The 16,942-nt window shown below is 63.3% G+C and carries 12 protein-coding genes; 6 read left to right on the top strand and 6 right to left on the bottom strand.

The genetic code is table 11. The features are described 5' to 3' along the window. The first annotated feature begins 116 nt into the window (after nucleotides 1-116). From BLR75_RS01230 to fabI, 6 genes are read left to right on the top strand one after another with little or no spacing between them, the layout of a single operon-like run. The gene (locus BLR75_RS01230) at nucleotides 117-1,946 is read left to right on the top strand and encodes an extracellular solute-binding protein (RefSeq protein ID WP_084310400.1); all 1,830 of its coding nucleotides are present in this window, start codon (nucleotides 117-119) and stop codon (nucleotides 1,944-1,946) included. Then, a complete protein-coding gene (locus BLR75_RS01225) occupies nucleotides 1,943-3,787 on the top strand; it encodes an extracellular solute-binding protein (RefSeq protein ID WP_084310401.1) in 1,845 nt (614 codons plus the stop codon). The genes BLR75_RS01230 and BLR75_RS01225 overlap by 4 nt, the downstream gene beginning before the upstream one ends. After that, on the top strand, nucleotides 3,787-4,869 hold the full coding sequence (locus tag BLR75_RS01220) for a microcin C ABC transporter permease YejB (protein ID WP_084310402.1): 1,083 nt from the start codon (nucleotides 3,787-3,789) through the stop codon (nucleotides 4,867-4,869). The genes BLR75_RS01225 and BLR75_RS01220 overlap by 1 nt, the downstream gene beginning before the upstream one ends. 3 nt (nucleotides 4,870-4,872) lie before the next feature. After that, the gene (locus BLR75_RS01215; RefSeq protein ID WP_084310403.1) at nucleotides 4,873-5,892 is read left to right on the top strand and encodes an ABC transporter permease; all 1,020 of its coding nucleotides are present in this window, start codon (nucleotides 4,873-4,875) and stop codon (nucleotides 5,890-5,892) included. A gap of 1 nt (nucleotide 5,893) precedes the next feature. Then, nucleotides 5,894-7,513 carry an ABC transporter ATP-binding protein gene (locus BLR75_RS01210; RefSeq protein ID WP_084310404.1) on the top strand — a complete coding sequence of 540 codons (1,620 nt, stop codon included), beginning with the start codon at nucleotides 5,894-5,896 and terminating at the stop codon, nucleotides 7,511-7,513. A gap of 29 nt (nucleotides 7,514-7,542) precedes the next feature. Next, on the top strand, nucleotides 7,543-8,340 hold the full coding sequence (gene fabI, locus BLR75_RS01205; protein WP_084310405.1) for an enoyl-ACP reductase FabI: 798 nt from the start codon (nucleotides 7,543-7,545) through the stop codon (nucleotides 8,338-8,340). Between the two features lie 130 nt (nucleotides 8,341-8,470). Here fabI and BLR75_RS01200 read toward each other — a convergent pair whose 3' ends face one another. The 6 genes from BLR75_RS01200 to tig form a co-directional block, all read right to left on the bottom strand. Continuing rightward, nucleotides 8,471-10,345, bottom strand: coding sequence for a SurA N-terminal domain-containing protein (locus tag BLR75_RS01200; protein WP_084310406.1), 1,875 nt, complete (start codon nucleotides 10,343-10,345; stop codon nucleotides 8,471-8,473). Between the two features lie 224 nt (nucleotides 10,346-10,569). Next, nucleotides 10,570-10,842, bottom strand: coding sequence for a nucleoid-associated protein HU-beta (gene hupB / locus BLR75_RS01195; protein WP_003087931.1), 273 nt, complete (start codon nucleotides 10,840-10,842; stop codon nucleotides 10,570-10,572). A 134-nt stretch (nucleotides 10,843-10,976) separates the two neighbouring features. Then, nucleotides 10,977-13,373 carry an endopeptidase La gene (lon, locus tag BLR75_RS01190; protein WP_084310407.1) on the bottom strand — a complete coding sequence of 799 codons (2,397 nt, stop codon included), beginning with the start codon at nucleotides 13,371-13,373 and terminating at the stop codon, nucleotides 10,977-10,979. 134 nt (nucleotides 13,374-13,507) lie between these two features. Continuing rightward, nucleotides 13,508-14,788 (bottom strand): ATP-dependent Clp protease ATP-binding subunit ClpX, encoded by a 1,281-nt coding sequence (clpX, locus tag BLR75_RS01185; RefSeq protein ID WP_084310408.1) that lies wholly within the window; start codon nucleotides 14,786-14,788, stop codon nucleotides 13,508-13,510. Between the two features lie 108 nt (nucleotides 14,789-14,896). Then, a complete protein-coding gene (gene clpP / locus BLR75_RS01180; protein WP_084310409.1) occupies nucleotides 14,897-15,535 on the bottom strand; it encodes an ATP-dependent Clp endopeptidase proteolytic subunit ClpP in 639 nt (212 codons plus the stop codon). Between the two features lie 92 nt (nucleotides 15,536-15,627). Next, nucleotides 15,628-16,938 carry a trigger factor gene (gene tig / locus BLR75_RS01175; RefSeq protein ID WP_084310410.1) on the bottom strand — a complete coding sequence of 437 codons (1,311 nt, stop codon included), beginning with the start codon at nucleotides 16,936-16,938 and terminating at the stop codon, nucleotides 15,628-15,630. Nucleotides 16,939-16,942: the final 4 nt, after the last annotated feature.

Below are 16,942 nucleotides of genomic sequence, written 5' to 3'. Positions count from 1 at the left end.
GGAAATGCCACGGGCGATATCCGTCGCCCATGGCGCTTCCGGCTTTTTACAGGCGCGACAAGCTGTTACTGTGCGGCATTCGCCTGCCACCAAGCCTAGGTCCGGACCAACGCCTGATGCGTCGCCTGCCATTCCTGCTCCTCGGCCTGATGCTGAGCCTCCCCGGCTTCGCCGATATCACCGAAAGCCACGGCTACGCGCAGTTCGGCGCGCTCAAGTACCCGGCGAACTTCACCCACTTCGCCTGGGTCAATCCCGACGCCCCCAAGGGCGGCACCCTGCGCCTGATGGGGCTGGGCTCGTTCGACACGCTCAATCCCTACACCCTGAAGGGCACCAGCCCGATCTCCACCGCGGACTTCCTGCAGTACGGCATCAACGAGCTGAACGAGCCGCTGATGGTGGGCACCGGCTTCTACGACCCGTCCGGAGACGAGCCGGCGGCCAGCTACGGCCTGATCGCCGGCAGCGTGGAGTACGCCGACGACCGCAGCTGGGTGGTGTTCAACCTGCGTCCGCAGGCGCGCTTCCATGACGGCCGGCCGATCACCAGCCGGGACGTGGAATTCTCCTACCGCACCCTGCTCAGGCATGGCCATCCGCTCTATCGCACCAGCCTGCAGGAAGTGCAGCGGGTGGACATCCTCTCGCCCCGGCGCATCCGCTTCGTCTTCAAGCGCCGCGGCAATCCGCTGCTGATCCTGCGCCTGGGCGAGATGCCGGTGCTGCCGCAGCACTACTGGAAGAACCGCGACTTCGCCGCGACCACCTTCGATCCGCCGCTGGGCAGCGGCCCGTACCGCATCACCCGGGTGGTCCCGGGGCGCCAGCTGGTGTTCGAGCGGGTGAAGGACTGGTGGGGCGAGAAGCTGCCGGTCAACCGCGGCAAATACAATTTCGACCGGGTCGAGGTGGAGTTCTACCGCGACGCCGGGATCGCCTTCGAAGCCTTCAAGGCCGGCGAGTTCGACATGTACATCGAGCACCAGGCGAAGAACTGGCGCAATGGCTACGATTTTCCCGCCATGCGCCGCGGCGAGATCGTCCGTGCGGAAATCCCCCATCGCATCCCCACCCAGACCCAGGCGCTGTTCATGAACACCCGCCGTGCGCTGTTCAAGGACAGCAGGCTGCGCGAGGCGCTGGGCCTGATGTTCGACTTCGAATGGAGCAACCGCGCCCTGTTCAACGACGCCTACCTGCGCACCAACAGCTATTTCCCCAACAGCGAGTTCAGCGCCAGCGGCCTGCCGGCTGGACGCGAGCGGGAATTGCTGTCGCCCTACCGCCGGCAGCTGCCGCCGCAGGTCTTCACCCGCCCGTTCGAGCTGCCGTCCACTGCCGGGCGCGGTATCCCGCGGGAAACCCTGCGCCGGGCGCTGATCCTGCTCGGCGAGGCCGGCTGGAAGCTGTCCGGCGACCACCTGCTGAACGCCAAGGGGCAGCAGCTGCGCTTCGAGATCCTGCTGGTCAACCCCAGCCTCGAACGGATCCTGCAGCCCTACCGGGAGAATCTCGCCAACATCGGCATCGACGCGCGCTTGCGCACGGTGGACCGCGCCCAGTACAAACAACGGCTGGACCAGTTCGACTACGACATGATTCTGATGACGCTGCAGCAGACCCTGAGCCCCGGCCTCGAACAATGGCAGTACTTCCATTCCAGCCAGGTCAACCTCAAGGGCAGCAGGAACTACGCCGGCGTCGCCAATCCGGTGGTCGACGCCATGCTGGAAAAGCTGCTCGCCGCCCGCACCCGCGACGACCAGGTCGCCGCCACCCGCGCCCTGGACCGCACCCTGCTGTGGCAGTACTACTGCATCCCCAACTGGTACATCAACAAGCACCGTCTGGCCTATCGCAACCGGTTCGCCTTCGTCACCACGCCGCCCTACACGCTGGGCCTGCGCGCCTGGTGGCAAACCGCCCAGGAGAAACCGTTATGATCCGCCCCCGCCGCGCGGCCCTGCTCCTCGGGCTGCTGCTCGGCCTGTCCGCTGCTGCGCAGGCTGCGCCGCAGCATGCCCTGACCCTGTACGACGAAGCCCCGAAATATCCGGCCGGCTTCAAGCACTTCGATTACGTCAACGCCGACGCGCCGAAGGGCGGAACCCTGCGGCTGTCCGACTTCGGCGGCTTCGACAGCCTCAACCCCTTCATTCCCAAGGGCAACGCGGCGCCGCAGATCAACCTGATCTACGACACCCTGACCTTCCACTCGCTGGACGAGCCGTTCACCGAATACGGCCTGCTGGCGGAGAAGATCGAAAAGGACCCGCAGCACAGGTTCGTGCGCTTCTACCTCCGGCCGCAGGCGCGCTTCCACGACGGCACGCCGGTGACCGCCGAGGACGTGGTGTTCACCTTCGAAACCCTGATGAGCCAGGGCGACCCGATGTACCGCAACTACTACGCGGACGTCGACAAGGTGGTCGCCGAGGACAGGCTGCGCGTGCGCTTCGACTTCAGGCACGCCGGCAACCGCGAGCTGCCGCTGATCCTCGGCCAGCTGGCGATCCTGCCCAAGCACTGGTGGGCCAGCCGCGATTTCGGCAAGACCAACATGGAGCCGCCGCTGGGCAGCGGTCCCTACCGCATCGCCAAGGTCGACGCCGGTCGCTCGATCCGCTACGAGCGGGTCAAGGACTACTGGGGCGACGACCTGGCGGTGAACCGCGGCTTCAACAACTTCGATGCCGTGGTGATCGACTCCTACCGCGACCTCACCGTGGCGCTGGAGGCGTTCAAGGCCGGCCAGTTCGACTTCATCGAGGAACGCATCGCGAAGAACTGGGCGACCGCCTACGACTCCCCCGCCGTGCGCGACGGCCGCATCGTCCGCGAGGAGCTGCACAACGAGAATCCCTGGGGCATGCAGGGCTACGCCTTCAACATCCGCCGCCCGGTGTTCCAGGACGTGCGCGTGCGCGAGGCGATCGTCCAGCTGTTCGACTTCGAGTGGACCAACAAGCAGCTGTTCTTCGGCGCCTACAAGCGCGACGCCAGCTACTTCGAGAACTCGGAGATGGCCGCCCACGAGCTGCCGGACGCCGAGGAACTGAAGATCCTCGAACCGCTGCGCGACAAGCTGCCGCCCGAGGTCTTCACCACCGTCTACCGGCCGCCGGTCAGCGACGGCAGCGGCATCATCCGCGAGCAGAAGCGCAAGGCCTACCAGTTGCTGCTGGACGCCGGCTACAAGATCGTCGACGACAGGATGGTCGGCCCCGACGGCAAGCCGCTGGCCTTCGAATTCCTCCTCGCCCAGGCCGACTTCGAGCGCGTGCTGCTGCCGTTCAAGCGCAACCTGGCGGAACTCGGCATCGACATGCAGATCCGCCGGGTCGACGTGTCTCAGTACATCAACCGCCTGCGCTCGCGGGATTTCGACATGATCGTCAGCAGCTGGCCGCAATCCAGCTCGCCGGGCAACGAACAGCGCGAATTCTGGCATTCCAGCAGCGCCGACAAGCCCGGCAGCCGCAACTTCATCGGCCTGCGCGATCCCGGCATCGACGCCCTGGTCGAAGGCCTGATCGGCGCCGACTCGCGGGAAAGCCTGGTGCGCCACGCCCGCGCCCTCGACCGCGCGCTGCTCTGGGGTCACTACGTGGTGCCCAACTGGTACCTGGACAGCTGGCGCCTGGCCTACTGGAACCGCATCGCCCGCCCGGAGAAACTGCCGCCCTTCAGCTACGCGCCGATGGCCTGGTGGCAGGCGCGCGAGACCGCCGAACCGGTCGCCAAGCCGGCGCCGGCCGCCGCCGGCGAGCAGGAGTCGCCCTGATGCTGGCCTACATACTGCGGCGCCTGCTGCTGATCATTCCCACCCTGTTCGGCATCCTGCTGGTCAACTTCATCATCATCCAGGCCGCGCCGGGCGGCCCCGTCGAGCAGATGATCGCCAAGCTGGAGGGTTTCGACGCGGCCAGCGGCGGCGCCACCGGGCGCATTTCCGGCGGCGGCGGCGAAGTCGCCTCGGCCGGCTCGCACTATCGCGGCGCCCAGGGCCTCGATCCGGAGCTGGTGAAGGAAATCGAGCGCATGTACGGCTTCGACAAGCCGGCGCCCGAGCGCTTCTGGATCATGCTGAAGAACTACGTGCACCTGGACTTCGGCCAGAGCTTCTTCCGCGACGCCAGGGTCACCGACCTGATCGTCGAGAAGCTGCCGGTGTCGATCTCCATCGGCCTGTGGAGCACGCTGATCATGTACCTGGTGTCGATTCCGCTGGGCATCGCCAAGGCGGTGCGGCACGGCAGCCACTTCGACATCTGGACCAGCTCGGCGATCATCGTCGGCTACGCCATCCCGGCGTTCCTCTTCGCCATCCTGCTGGTAGTGCTGTTCGCCGGCGGCAGCTACTGGGACTGGTTCCCGTTGCGCGGGCTGACCTCCAACAACTTCGACGAACTGAGCCTCGGCGGCAAGATCCGCGACTACTTCTGGCACCTGGCGCTGCCGATCACCGCGCTGGTGATCGGCAACTTCGCCACCCTCACCCTGCTGACCAAGAACAGCTTCCTCGACGAGATCGGCAAGCAGTACGTGGTCACCGCCCGCGCCAAGGGCCTGACCGAACGCCGCGTGCTCTACGGCCACGTGTTCCGCAACGCCATGCTGATCATCATCGCCGGCCTGCCGTCGGCGCTGCTGGGCATCTTCTTCACCGGCTCGCTGCTGATCGAGGTGATCTTCTCCCTCGACGGCCTCGGCCTGCTCAGCTTCGAGGCGGCGCTGAACCGCGACTATCCGGTGGTGTTCGGCACGCTGTTCATCTTCACGTTGTTCGGCCTGATCATGAAGCTGGTCAGCGACATCCTCTACACCCTGGTCGATCCGCGCATCGACTTCGAAACCCGGGAGTGACCGATGCGCCTGTCTCCCATCAACCAGCGCCGCTGGGCGCGCTTCAAGAGCAACAAACGCGGCTGGTGGTCGCTCTGGCTGTTCCTCGTGCTGTTCGGCCTCAGCCTCGGCGCCGAGCTGATCGCCAACGACAAGCCGCTGGCCGTGCGCTACGAGGGCCAGTGGTACTTCCCGGTGTTCAAGCGCTATCCGGAAACCGCCTTCGGCGGCGAGTTCCCCATGGAGGCCAACTACAAGAGCCCCTACATCCGCCAGCTGATCGCGGAGAAGGACGGCTGGGTGCTGTGGCCGCCGATCGCCTACAGCTACGAGACCATCAACTACGACCTGCGCGTGCCCGCCCCGGCGCCGCCCAGCACGGAGAACTGGCTGGGCACCGACGACCAGGCCCGCGACGTGCTGGCGCGGGTGATCTACGGCTTCCGCATCTCGGTGCTGTTCGCCCTGACCCTGACCATCCTCAGCTCGCTGATCGGCGTGCTGGTCGGCGCGCTGCAGGGCTTCTACGGCGGCTGGGTCGACCTGCTCGGCCAGCGCTTCCTGGAAATCTGGTCGGGCCTGCCGGTGCTCTACCTGCTGATCATCCTCGCCAGCTTCGTGCAGCCGAACTTCTGGTGGCTGCTCGGGCTGATGCTGCTGTTCTCCTGGATGGCGCTGGTCGACGTGGTGCGCGCCGAGTTCCTCCGCGGGCGCAACCTCGAATACGTGCGCGCCGCGCGGGCGCTGGGCATGCGCAACGGGATGATCATGTTCCGCCACATCCTGCCCAACGCGATGATCTCCACCCTGACCTTCATGCCGTTCATCCTCACCGGCGCCATCGGCACCCTCACCTCGCTGGACTTCCTCGGCTTCGGCCTGCCCGCCGGCTCGCCTTCGCTGGGCGAACTGGTGGCCCAGGGCAAGTCGAACCTGCAGGCGCCGTGGCTGGGCATCAGCGCCTTCGTGGTCCTCGCGGTGATGCTCAGCCTGCTGGTGTTCATCGGCGAAGCCGCCCGCGATGCCTTCGATCCGAGGAAATGAGATGAGCGTGCAGAACAGCGAAAACCTGATCGAGGTCCGCGACCTGTCGGTGGAATTCCTCTCCGGCACGGAAGTGGTGCGCGCGGTCGATGGCGTCAGCTTCGACGTCCGCAAGGGCGAGACCCTGGCCATCGTCGGCGAGAGCGGCTCGGGCAAGTCGGTGACCGCGCATTCCATCCTGCGCCTGCTGCCCTACCCCACCGCGCGCCATCCCAGCGGCACCGTCCACTACGGCAAGTACGACCTGCTGCGCCAATCCGAAGGCAAGCTGCGGCGCATCCGTGGCAACCGCATCGCCATGGTGTTCCAGGAGCCGATGACCTCGCTCAACCCGCTGCACACCATCGAGAAGCAGATCGGCGAGGTGCTGGCCCTGCACAAGGGCATGAACGGCCAGCAGGCGCGGGCGCGGATCCTGGAGCTGCTCGGACTGGTCGGCATCCCCAACCCGGAAAGCCGGCTCAAGGCCTACCCGCACGAGCTTTCCGGTGGCCAGCGGCAGCGGGTGATGATCGCCATGGCGCTGGCCTGCGAGCCGGAACTGCTGATCGCCGACGAACCGACCACCGCGCTCGACGTCACCGTGCAGCTGAAAATCCTCGAATTGCTGCGCGAATTGCAGGAACGCCTGGGCATGGCGCTGCTGCTGATCACCCACGATCTCAACCTGGTGCGAAGAATTGCGCATCGGGTATGTGTCATGCAGCGCGGTCGCATCGTCGAACAGGCGTTGTGTGAAAACCTGTTCCAGGCGCCGCAGCATCCCTATACCCGGGAACTGCTCGGCGCCGAGCCACGTGGCAACCCTGCGGACAACCCGCCGGGGCCGGTGCTGCTGAAGGTGGATGACCTGCGCGTCTGGTTCCCGATCAAGAAAGGGGTGTTCCGGCGCACGGTGGATCACGTCAAGGCAGTGGACGGAGTCGATTTCAGCCTGCCCCGGGGTCAGACCCTGGGGATCGTCGGCGAAAGCGGCTCCGGCAAGTCCACCCTCGGCCTGGCCATCCTGCGTCTGATCGAAAGTCGCGGCGCCATCCACTTCGACGGCAACGACCTGGAGGGGCTGACGCAGAGCGGCGTAAGGCCGCTACGCCGGCAGATGCAGGTGGTGTTCCAGGACCCGTACGGCAGTCTCAGCCCGCGCATGTCGGTGGGCCAGATCGTCGGCGAAGGCCTGGATATCCATGGCATCGGCAACCGCGAGGAGCAGGAACAGGCGATCATTGCGGCACTGGTGGAGGTAGGCCTGGATCCGGAAACCCGGCATCGCTACCCTCACGAATTTTCCGGCGGGCAACGGCAGCGTATCGCCATTGCCCGCGCACTGGTGTTGAAGCCGGCACTGATCCTGCTCGACGAGCCCACATCGGCGCTCGACCGGACCGTTCAGCGCCAGGTGGTGGAACTCCTGCGTCGCTTGCAGGCCAAGTACAACCTGACCTACCTCTTCATCAGCCACGATCTCGCGGTGGTGAAGGCCCTGAGCCACCAGTTGATGGTGATCAGGCATGGCAAGGTGGTCGAACAGGGCCAGGCTGAGGAGATCTTCACCGCCCCGCAACACCCTTATACGCAGCAACTGCTGGAAGCCGCCTTCATGGCTCCCGCGGAAGCCGATTAACGATCGACCAGAAAGAGGAAGGAACGAACATGGGTTTTCTCGCCGGTAAACGCGTACTGATCGTTGGCGTCGCCAGCAAACTGTCCATCGCCTCCGGCATCGCCGCGGCGATGCACCGCGAGGGCGCAGAGCTCGCCTTCACCTACCAGAACGACAAGCTGAAAGGCCGCGTGGAAGAATTCGCCGCCGGCTGGGGCTCCAGCGCCGACCTGTGCTTCCCCTGCGACGTGGCCAAGGACGAGGATATCGAAGCGGTATTCCGCGAGTTGGGCAAGAAGTGGGATGGCCTGGACATCATCGTCCACTCGGTAGGCTTCGCTCCGGGCGACCAGCTCGACGGCGACTTCACCGAAGTCACCACCCGCGAAGGCTTCAAGATCGCCCACGACATCAGCGCCTACAGCTTCGTCGCCCTGGCCAAGGCCGGCCGCGAGATGATGAAGGGCCGCAACGGCAGCCTGCTCACCCTGTCCTACCTGGGCGCCGAGCGCACCATGCCGAACTACAACGTGATGGGCATGGCCAAGGCCAGCCTGGAAGCCGGCGTACGCTACCTGGCCGGCAGCCTCGGCCCGGAAGGCACCCGCGTCAACGCCGTTTCCGCCGGCCCGATCCGCACCCTGGCCGCTTCCGGCATCAAGAGCTTCCGCAAGATGCTGGCCGCCAACGAGCGCCAGACTCCCCTGCGCCGCAACGTGACCATCGACGAAGTCGGCAACGCCGCCGCCTTCCTCTGCTCGGACCTGGCCAGCGGCATCAGCGGCGAGATCCTCTACGTCGACGGCGGCTTCAACACCACCGCGATGGGGCAGATGGACGAGGAATAAGCTCCTCTCCACTGAACGAAAAAGGCCGCGCAATGCGGCCTTTTTCGTACCTGGAATCCATTCTCGCGAAGCGGGCGAATGGACAGCCATAAAGAGAAAGGGCCGCAATCTCTGCGGCCCTTTTTCCTGGTCAGTACTTCTCGACCTTCGCCTGCCCCTCGATCTGGCGGCGGAAGGCGGAGAAGTCTTCCTGGCCGCGACGCGACGCCAGGAAGCGCCGGTACATGGCCTTGTCCTCATCGGACAGCGCGTCATCAGGCTCGCTCACCCCATTCAGGCGCACCAGCACGTAGTCGCCATTGCCCATGCCGACGCCGGAGAACACTGGCTTGTCGGCAGCGCTCGGACGGCTCATGCGGAACACCTGCTGCAGCAGTTGCGGATCGACGCCTTCCTGGCTGCGGGAAGCAGCCTCGACCACCTTCCAGGTCTGGCCTTCCGCAGCCTGCCCGACCGGAGTCTTGCCGCTGCGCAGATCGGCCAGCAGCGCTTCGCCGCGGGACTTGGCCTCGGCGGCCGCATGCTCGTGCTGCAGGCGCTGGCGAATCGAAGCGCTGACCTCTTCCAGCGACTGCTGTGCCGGCTTGCGGTGCTCCTTCACGCGCAGGACCAGAACGGTGTTCGGGTCGAGCTCGATCGCGCCGCTGTTCGCGCCCTCGTCCAGCACTTCGGGGCTGAACGCCGCCTGCACCACCTGGCGGTTGGCCGCCACGCCGTCGCCACCCTCGCGTCCGAACGGCGCGCTGGTCTGCACCTTGAGGCCCATGTCCTGGGCCGGCTGGGTCAGGTCCGCGGCCTCGTAGGCTGCGCTCTCCAGCTGCTTGGTGGCATCGACGAAGCGCTGCTCGACCAGTTGGCTCTTCACCTCCTGCTCCAGCTTGGGCTTCAGACTTTCGAAGCTCGGCACTTCCGGAGCCTGGACACCGAGCAGCTTGATCAGGTGCCATCCATACGCGGTGCGTACCGGCTCCGAAACCTCGTCCTTCTTCAGCTTGAACAGCGCATCCTCGAACGCGGGATCGTAAACGCCACGGCCGGCGTAGCCGAGCTCACCGCCATTGGCAGCGGAGCCGATGTCGTTGGAGACTTCCTTGGCCAGCTTGGCGAAGTCCTCGCCCTTGGCCAGGCGCGCCTTGATCTCGTCGACCTTGGCCTTGGCCTGCTCCTCGTTCTGCTTGTCGTTGACTTCGATGAGGATATGCGCGGCATCCCGCTGTTCGGAGATGTTGGCGATCTCTTTCTGATAGAGCGCGTCGAGGTCTTCCTGCTTGGCTTCCACCTGGTCGAAATAGGCGGACTTCTTCAGCTCGACGTATTCGATGACGACCTGGTCCGGGCTCATGAACTCGGCCTTGTGCGCATCGTAGTAGGCCTTGATGTCGGCGTCCTCGACCTTGCTCTTGCCCGGATCGGCCTTGAAGGTCAGGGTGGCGAAATCACGGGTCTGTTTCTCCAGACGCGCGAAGGCCTGCAGCTCGGAATCGGTGACGAAGCCGCTGCCAGCGATGCCGGCGCGCAGCTGGCCGATCAGCATTTCCTGCTCGAGCATCTGGCGGAACTGCAGACGGCTGTAGCCCATCTGGCGAATGACCTGATCGAAGCGATCGGCGTTGAACTTGCCTTCAACCTGGAATTCCGGCGTTTCCAGGATCACCTGGTCGAGCGCCTGCTGGGAGAAGGCGAACTTGTCGTCCTTCGCAGCGAGCAGGAGCAGCTTGCGGTCGACCAGCCCCTTCAGGGCAGCGTCCTTCAGCAGCTTCTCATCCAGCATGGAGGCGTCGAAATCCTTGCCCAGGCGCTGCATGAGCTGCCGGCGCTGCATGTCGACTGCCTGCTGCAATTCAGCGCTGCTGATCTCCTCGCCATCTACCTTGGCTGCGACATTCTCGTGGTCGGTGGCACGAATGATTGCATCGAAGCCTGTCAGCGCCATCAGCACGACGATGACACCGATGATGGTCTTGGCGATCCAGCCTTGAGAATTGTCCCTGATGTTCTGCAGCATGCGGCCCCCAAAAGCGGCCACGGCCTGCCGTCGCTAACGACGCGGCGTGGTAAAAGATGCGGACATAAGAAAGGCGCATCCATGGATGCGCCTTCTCGTAACTGGCGGAGCATCGGGATATCTACCCGTGACCCTCGGTGATTCGGCAGTTCATGGACCTTCGAATCACCGCTCCGCGACCAGCCCTGATTTCGGACCGGTTCGGGTCAAGCACAAAAAGACGCTTAGTTTACAGCATCCTTGAGGGCTTTACCGGCCTTGAAGCCCGGGATCTTGGCGGCAGCGATCTTGATCGGCTTGCCGGTTTGCGGGTTGCGACCGGTGCGGGCGGCACGCTCTTTGACTGCGAAAGTACCGAAGCCGACCAGCACGACGGAGTCACCAGCCTTCAGGGCGCCAGTTACGGACTCGATCACTGCGTCCAGTGCGCGACCGGCAACAGCTTTCGGGATATCAGCAGATGCGGCAATTGCATCGATCAGTTCCGACTTGTTCACTCTAAGTCCCCTTATTTCTGTTGAGTATGTTTCTACGTGTAAGAGAAAAGCAAAACGGGTGCTGGATTGCCAACCGACAAAGCAAGTGCCGCTTTATAACAAGGGCCCAAAAACAGTGTCAAGAAAGCCCCCGGCTAATGCGTGCTGATTCGCTCCTTGGAATCAGACTCACGCTTATCATCCTTTGCAACCATCTCGGGAGCCGCATCGGACAAGGGCTCCGGGGCGTATTGCAGCGCAATTTGGAGGACTTCGTCAATCCATTTAACCGGCTTAATAACAAGATCAGCCTTAATATTGTCCGGAATTTCCCTCAAATCCCGAACATTTTCTTCAGGAATGATCACAGTTTTGATTCCACCCCGGTGCGCGGCCAAAAGTTTCTCTTTCAAACCACCGATAGCTAGCACTTGGCCACGAAGTGTGATCTCGCCAGTCATGGCCACGTCAGCGCGAACCGGAATCTGGGTGATCGCGGAAACCAGCGCGGTGCACATGCCGATGCCCGCGCTCGGGCCATCCTTGGGCGTGGCCCCTTCCGGAACGTGGATGTGGATGTCCTGCTTCTCATGGAAATCCGCAGGAATGCCGAGGCTCTTCGCCCGACTGCGCACCACGGTCAGCGCCGCGGTGATGGATTCGGCCATGACATCGCCCAGCGAGCCGGTCTTGGTCAGTTGCCCCTTGCCGGGAACGATGGCCGACTCGATGGTCAGCAGCTCGCCACCCACCTGGGTCCAGGCCAGGCCGGTGACCTGCCCCACCTGGTCCTGCTGCTCGGCCAGGCCGTAGCGGAACTTGCGCACCCCCAGGTAATTCTCCAGATTCTCCGGAGTCACCACGGCTTCGATGCGCCTGGCCTTGCCCCCCTCCTTCACCGCCTTGCGGCACACCTTGGCGATCTGCCGTTCGAGGCTACGCACACCGGCTTCACGGGTGTAATAGCGAATGATGTCGCGGATCGCCGCTTCCTCGAACGCCAGCTCGCCCTTCTTCAGGCCGTTGACCTCGGTCTGCTTCGGCACCAGGTATTTCGAGGCGATGTTGACCTTCTCGTCCTCGGTATAGCCCGGCAGGCGAATGACCTCCATGCGGTCCAGCAGCGGCGCCGGGATGTTCATGGAGTTGGCGGTGCAGAGGAACATCACGTCGGACAGGTCGTAGTCGACTTCCAGGTAGTGATCGTTGAAGTTGTGGTTCTGCTCCGGGTCCAGCACCTCAAGCAACGCCGAGGCCGGGTCGCCGCGCATGTCGCTGCCCATCTTGTCGATTTCGTCGAGCAGGAACAGCGGGTTGCGCACGCCGACCTTGGTCATCTTCTGGATCAGGCGACCGGGCATCGAACCGATGTAGGTGCGGCGGTGACCGCGAATCTCGGCCTCGTCACGCACGCCGCCCAGGGCCATGCGCACGAACTTGCGATTGGTCGCACGGGCGATGGATTCGGCCAGCGAGGTCTTGCCGACGCCGGGCGGGCCGACCAGGCAGAGCACCGGGCCCTTGATCTTCTTCACGCGCTTCTGCACGGCGAGGTATTCGAGGATCCGTTCCTTGACCTCTTCCAGACCGTAGTGATCGGCATCGAGAATCTCTTCGGCGCGCGACAGATCGAGGCGAACCTTGCTCTCGGCCTTCCACGGCACATTGACCAGCCAGTCGATGTAGGAACGCACCACCGTGGCCTCGGCCGACATCGGCGACATCTGCTTCAGCTTGTTCAGCTCGGCATTCGCCTTGGCATGGGCCTCCTTGCTCAGGCCCGCCTCGTCGATCTTGCGTTTCAGATCGTCGACTTCGCTGTGCCCTTCGTCGATGTCGCCCAGTTCCTTCTGGATCGCCTTCATCTGCTCGTTGAGGTAGTACTCGCGCTGGCTGCGCTCCATCTGCTTCTTGACGCGGCCACGAATGCGTTTTTCGACCTGGAGCAGATCGATTTCGGCATCCAGCATCGCCAGGACGTGCTCGACCCGAGCGGACAGCTCGGTGATCTCGAGGATTTCCTGCTTCTGCTCGATCTTCAGCGCCATGTGGGCCGCCATGGTGTCTACCAGGCGGCCGGGCTCATCGATGCTGTTCAGCGAGGAAAGCACCTCGGCAGGCACTTTCTTGCCCAACTGGACGTACTGTTCGAACTGGCTCAGCAGGCTGCGGATGAACACTTCCGACTCGCGCTCGCCGACCGGAGCCTCATCGATGATGGCCACTTCGGCGCGGCAATGGGCGTCCTTGATCAGGAAACGCTCCACCTGGCCCCGCTGCTCGCCTTCGACCAGCACCTTGACGGTGCCGTCCGGCAGTTTCAGCAGCTGCAGCACGGTGGCCACGGTCCCCATGCGATAAAGGCCATCTTCCCCCGGATCGTCATCGGCGGGGTTCCTTTGCGCCAGCAGCAGGATCTGCTTGTCGCTGGTCATGGCGGCTTCCAGGGCTTCGATGGACTTCTCCCGTCCAACGAACAGCGGAATGACCATGTGCGGATAGACCACTACGTCACGCAGGGGCAGCAGGGGCAACTCGACGAGTGTTTTCATGATATTCGGCTCTACAGCGGCACTTGGCCAAAAACGAGTGGGAAAACCCTTGGGCCTAAGATGGGGTTAGGCCAGGGAAAATACAAGCGCGGTAGATAGGGAAAGAAAAAGGGCCCCGAGGGGCCCTTCTTGCATCACGCCTCAGGCGCGGCCTTGGCGGGCTGCTCTGTGTTCTCGTAGATGAGCAGCGGCTGGGACGAGCCATCGATGACGCTTTCGTCGATGACGACCTTGCTGACATCCGTCTGAGACGGAATCTCGTACATGGTGTCGAGCAGCATGCCTTCCAGGATGGAACGCAGGCCGCGGGCGCCGGTCTTGCGCTCCAGAGCCTTGCGGGCGACCGCCTTGAGGGCGTCAGGGCGGAATTCCAGGTCCACGCCTTCCATCTCGAAGAGCTTGGCGTACTGTTTGGTGAGCGCGTTCTTCGGCTCGGTGAGGATCTGCATGAGGGCGGCCTCGTCCAGTTCGTCGAGCGTCGCGATGATCGGCAGACGACCGACGAATTCCGGAATCAGACCAAACTTGACCAGATCCTCCGGCTCCACTTCGCGCAGCGCTTCGCCGACCTTCTTGCCCATGTCCGGGCTGCGCACTTCGGCGTTGAAGCCGATGCCGCCCTTGGTCGAACGGTTCTGGATGACCTTCTCCAGACCGGCGAAGGCGCCACCGCAGATGAACAGGATGTTGCGCGTGTCGACCTGCAGGAATTCCTGCTGCGGATGCTTGCGGCCACCCTGCGGCGGAACCGAAGCCACGGTACCCTCGATCAGCTTCAGCAGGGCCTGCTGAACACCCTCGCCGGATACATCGCGAGTGATCGAAGGATTGTCGGATTTGCGGGAAATCTTGTCGATTTCGTCAATGTAGACGATGCCCATCTGGGCCTTTTCCACATCGTAATCGCACTTCTGCAGCAGCTTCTGGATGATGTTCTCGACATCCTCACCTACATAGCCCGCCTCGGTCAGCGTGGTGGCGTCGGCGATGGTGAAGGGGACGTTGAGCAGACGCGCGAGGGTTTCGGCCAGCAGGGTCTTGCCCGAGCCGGTCGGCCCGATCAGCAGGATGTTGCTCTTGCCCAGCTCGACATCGTCCTTGCGCTCGCGCTGATTCAGGCGCTTGTAGTGGTTGTATACCGCTACTGCCAGAACCTTCTTCGCACGCTCCTGGCCGATCACGTACTGATCGAGAATGGCGCGGATCTCTTTCGGCGCCGGCAACTTGTGCGCACTGCTTTCCGCCTGTGCCTCCTGCACCTCCTCGCGGATGATGTCATTGCACAGGTCGACGCACTCGTCGCAGATAAAGACCGAGGGGCCGGCAATCAATTTGCGCACTTCGTGCTGGCTCTTGCCGCAGAAGGAGCAATACAGCAGTTTGCCGTTGTCCTCGCCGTTGCGGGTATCAGTCATTCGATCGTTCCAATCGGGGGTAGGCTTGCAACACAAGATGAAGGCAAATGCGGGCATTTTCAAGCCCGCAGAGCGGCCGGACAGCCGGCCGCGGTGAGGCGGCGAGGCTCAGCTCACCTGTTGACGCTGGGTCAGAACCTGATCGATCAGGCCGTATTTGACGGCCTCGTCGCCGCTCATGAAGCGGTCGCGATCGGTATCGCGGGCAATCACATCCAGCGGCTGGCCGGTATGGTGCGCCAGAACCTGGTTCAGACGTTCCTTGATGAAGAGGATTTCCTTGGCGTGGATCTCGATATCCGAGGCCTGGCCCTGGAAGCCGCCCAGCGGCTGGTGGATCATCATGCGCGAATGCGGCAGGCAGTAACGCTTCTTCGCAGCGCCACCGGCCAGCAGGAGGGCGCCCATGCTGCAGGCCTGCCCCATGCAGATGGTCGATACGTCCGGCTTGATGAACTGCATGGTGTCATAGATGGCCATGCCGGCAGTGACCGAGCCACCCGGGGAGTTGATGTACAGGTGGATGTCCTTGTCCGGGTTTTCCGCTTCGAGGAACAGCAGCTGGGCAACCACCAGGTTGGCCATGTAGTCCTCGACCTGGCCGACCAGGAAGATCACCCGCTCCTTGAGGAGACGGGAATAGATATCGTAGGAACGCTCGCCACGGGCGGACTGCTCCACCACGATCGGCACCAGGCCGGTAGCCTGAACATCTGGAACTTGCGGCATGAAAGGAATCTGGGGCATGTCCGACGATCACTCCCTATGGATAGTCATGTCTCAAAGACGCATAAGCCAGCCCGAAGGCTGGCTCATGACGGATCGAACGAAGAGAAGAATCAGGCCGCTTGCGGAGCTTCGGCAGGCTTGACCGCGTCTTCGTAAGATACCTGCTTATCGGTCACGTTGGCCTTCTGCAGGACAGTATCCACGACTTGTTCTTCCAGTACAACCGAGCGAACTTCGTTCAGTTGCTGGTCATTTTTGTAATACCAGGCAACAACTTGCTCGGGTTCCTGGTAAGCGGAAGCCATTTCCTCGACCAGCTCGCGAACACGCGCCTCGTCGGCTTTCAGCTCGTGCTGCTTGACCAGCTCGGCGACGATCAGACCCAGCACTACGCGGCGCTTGGCCTGCTCTTCGAACAGCTCTGCCGGCAGTTGCTCGGGCTTGATGTTGCCACCGAACTGCTGAACGGCCTGTACGCGCAGACGGTTCACTTCGTTGCCGATCAGGGCCTTCGGCACTTCGATCGGATTGGTGGAAACCAGACCTTCCATCACCTGGTTCTTCACCTTGGACTTGATCGCCTGACGCAGCTCACGCTCCATGTTCTTGCGAACTTCGGCGCGGAAGCCTTCCAGGGTGCTTTCCTTGATGCCGAACAGGGAGAAGAACTCTTCGTTCAGTTCCGGCAGCTTGGGCTCGTTGACGCTGTTCACGGTGACGGTGAACTCGGCAGCCTTACCGGCCAGGTCGAGATTCTGGTAGTCATCCGGGAAGGTCACGTTGAGCACGCGCTCTTCGCCTGCCTTGGCGCCAACCAGGCCTTCCTCGAAGCCCGGGATCATGCGACCGGAGCCCAGCACCAGCAGGGTGCCCTTGGCGGAACCGCCAGCGAAGGCTTCGCCGTCGATCTTGCCGACGAAATCGATGTTCACCTGGTCGTCGTTCTGCGCGGCACGCTCGACAGCCTCGAAACGGGTGTTCTGCTTGCGCAGGATTTCCAGCATGTTGTCGACATCGGCATCGCCTACTTCGGCCTGCAGGCGCTCTACATTGACACCTTCGAAACCGGCAACTTCGAACTCGGGGAAGACTTCGAAGGTAGCGACGTACTCCAGGCCCTTCTCTTTCTCGAAGATTTTCGGCTCCACGGACGGCGCGCCAGCCGGATTCAGCTTCTGCTCGACTACGGCCTCATAGAAAGTTTCCTGGATCAGGTCACCCAGCGCTTCCTGACGAGCGGATGCTTCGTAGCGCTGACGAATCACGCTCATCGGCACCTTGCCGGGACGGAAGCCAGGAACCTTGGCACGACGAGCGGTCTGCTGCAGACGCTTGTTGACTTCGGTCTCGATGCGCTCGGCCGGCACGCCAACGGTCATGCGGCGCTCAAGAGCGGAGGTGCTTTCAACAGAAACTTGCATGGAT

It is taken from the genome of Pseudomonas jinjuensis, assembly GCF_900103845.1.
GTDB lineage: Bacteria > Pseudomonadota > Gammaproteobacteria > Pseudomonadales > Pseudomonadaceae > Pseudomonas > Pseudomonas jinjuensis.
Note: the sequence above shows the minus strand (reverse complement) of the source record. Positions and strands in the feature narration are given on the sequence as shown.

What these genes read in the sequence shown, in the direction of transcription:
- BLR75_RS01230 (WP_084310400.1), top strand. Translation starts at nt 117, where the DNA reads ATGCGTCGCCTGCCATTCCTGCTCCTCGGCCTGATGCTGAGCCTCCCC.
- BLR75_RS01225 (WP_084310401.1), top strand. Translation starts at nt 1,943, where the DNA reads ATGATCCGCCCCCGCCGCGCGGCCCTGCTCCTCGGGCTGCTGCTCGGC.
- BLR75_RS01220 (WP_084310402.1), top strand. Translation starts at nt 3,787, where the DNA reads ATGCTGGCCTACATACTGCGGCGCCTGCTGCTGATCATTCCCACCCTG.
- BLR75_RS01215 (WP_084310403.1), top strand. Translation starts at nt 4,873, where the DNA reads ATGCGCCTGTCTCCCATCAACCAGCGCCGCTGGGCGCGCTTCAAGAGC.
- BLR75_RS01210 (WP_084310404.1), top strand. Translation starts at nt 5,894, where the DNA reads ATGAGCGTGCAGAACAGCGAAAACCTGATCGAGGTCCGCGACCTGTCG.
- fabI (WP_084310405.1), top strand. Translation starts at nt 7,543, where the DNA reads ATGGGTTTTCTCGCCGGTAAACGCGTACTGATCGTTGGCGTCGCCAGC.
- BLR75_RS01200 (WP_084310406.1), bottom strand. Translation starts at nt 10,345, where the DNA reads ATGCTGCAGAACATCAGGGACAATTCTCAAGGCTGGATCGCCAAGACC.
- lon (WP_084310407.1), bottom strand. Translation starts at nt 13,373, where the DNA reads ATGAAAACACTCGTCGAGTTGCCCCTGCTGCCCCTGCGTGACGTAGTG.
- clpX (WP_084310408.1), bottom strand. Translation starts at nt 14,788, where the DNA reads ATGACTGATACCCGCAACGGCGAGGACAACGGCAAACTGCTGTATTGC.
- clpP (WP_084310409.1), bottom strand. Translation starts at nt 15,535, where the DNA reads ATGCCCCAGATTCCTTTCATGCCGCAAGTTCCAGATGTTCAGGCTACC.
- tig (WP_084310410.1), bottom strand. Translation starts at nt 16,938, where the DNA reads ATGCAAGTTTCTGTTGAAAGCACCTCCGCTCTTGAGCGCCGCATGACC.